At 69.2% G+C, this 1,652-nt stretch carries 2 protein-coding genes; one reads left to right on the forward strand and one right to left on the reverse strand.

Annotated features, from left to right (window positions below; translation table 11 throughout):
* Positions 1 to 99 precede the first annotated feature (99 nt).
* Entirely contained in the window at positions 100 to 639 is a 540-nt protein-coding gene (locus ACWGI8_RS44035) for a hypothetical protein (RefSeq protein ID WP_453669215.1), read from the forward strand.
* Here ACWGI8_RS44035 and ACWGI8_RS44040 read toward each other — a convergent pair.
* A protein-coding gene (locus ACWGI8_RS44040) for an IS5 family transposase (protein WP_453669216.1) occupies positions 587 to 1,382 on the reverse strand; the annotation gives its coding sequence in 2 pieces (ribosomal slippage) (positions 587 to 682 and positions 684 to 1,382; 795 coding nt in all). The two genes, ACWGI8_RS44035 and ACWGI8_RS44040, sit on opposite strands and share 53 nt — an antisense overlap.
* Positions 1,383 to 1,652 lie beyond the last annotated feature (270 nt).

Here is a 1,652-nt window from a genome sequence, read left to right on the forward strand (position 1 = left end):
AGAAGCCGTATCTCAACCGAACGTGATCCGTTGATTTCTGCTGGTCAGGCATGGTTTTGCTCGGGGTGAGGGAGGCATGCGGCGTCTTGTATCCGCTTCATGACCGAGGGGTGCGCGGTGGCGTCGGTGCTGGGAATGCTGGAGGAGCGGGAGGCGGCTGCCCGGGTGCGGGTGGAGGGCCTGCGGGAGGAAGCCGCGCGGTTGGCTGAGGTGTTGGAGGCCGCGGAGATCGAGCTGGACCGGCGGGTGATCGCGCGGGAGGAGCTGGTCGAGGCCCTGGCCTTGTCCGCCGCCGAGACGACTGCCGTGACCGAGGCGGAGCAGGAAACGGTGCCCTCACCGGTGCCGGGGTCGGTGGTGCCGCCCTGGCGGGACGTGCTGCCGGTGACCGTGCTCGCGCCCGACTACCAGCGGATTCTGGGCGTGTTGGAGGAGCGGCGGTCCGCGGGCAAGGGACCGGTGAAGGCCAAGGAGATCGCGGCGGAGCTGGGCCTTGGGACCACGCCGGCGAAGGTCGAGGGGGTGCGTTCGAAGGCCAGGCGCCTGGCAGAACGCGGGTGGCTCCTCCTGGAGGCATCGGGGATGTTCAGTGCCGGCCGGCGGCCCGTGGCCGTGCCAGACGCCGGCTCATCCGCGTGACCATCGACCACCGGATCACCGCCTCGCTGCTGGCCGGCAAACGTCTCGTAGTCACGGGCCAGACGGCGGGAGTTCATCAGCCATGCGAACGTGCGCTCTGCCACCCAGCGTCTGGGGAGGACCACGAACCCTGTCATGTCGTCGGTGCGCTTGACAATCTCCAAGGTCAGGGCGAGTTTGTCCCGGCACCAGTCGACGAGGCCGCCGGTGTAGCCGCCGTCGGCCCAGACGAGGGTGATGTCGCGGTGCAGACGGCGCAGCCGGGTCAGCAGTCCTGCCGCGGCGTCCCGGTCGCCGATGTTCGCGGCGGTGACCGCGACGACCAGGAGCAGGCCCAGCGTGTCGGTCACGATGTGCCGTTTGCGGCCCGGCACCTTCTTTCCGCCGTCGTAGCCGCGTGAGGCGGCCGGCACCGTCGCGGCGGCCCGCACCGACTGGGCGTCGATGATCCCCGCGGTGGGCTCGGCCTCGCGGCCTTCGCGTTCACGGACCTTCCCGCGCAGCCGGTCGTGGAACTCGGTGATCAGCCCGTGCTCGCGCCAGCGGCGGAAGAAAGCGTAGACCCGGCTCCAGTCGGGAAAGTCCGCGGGCATCGCCCGCCAGGAGATCCCGCCCGCGACCAGGTAGCGGATCGCGTCCAGCAGTTGGCGGTGGCAGTAGCCCTCGGGGCGTCCGCCCCGCCCATTCAGCCAGGCAGGCACTGGCAGCAACGGCCGCACGGCCGCCCACTCCGCGTCCGTCATGTCCGACGGATACCGGCGCACCCGATCGGGATGATCGGCCGCGTTGCCGTACACATGCGCGAGGCAATCACACGATGGAGCAGCCGAGTTGAACTGGACCGGCTCGGACACGTACAACAAGGACACCAGGGCCTCCCGGCACTGCTCGGTCAGATTCGCATCCCCGAGCTACCGAGAGGCCCTGTCTTCATGCGCGTACAACGGGAAGATCACCCAGGTGGGAAGCCTGTTCGAACCACACGTTCCATGATCGGTTGAGATACGGCTTCT

The sequence above is a fragment of the Streptomyces sp. NPDC054841 genome (assembly GCF_053611045.1).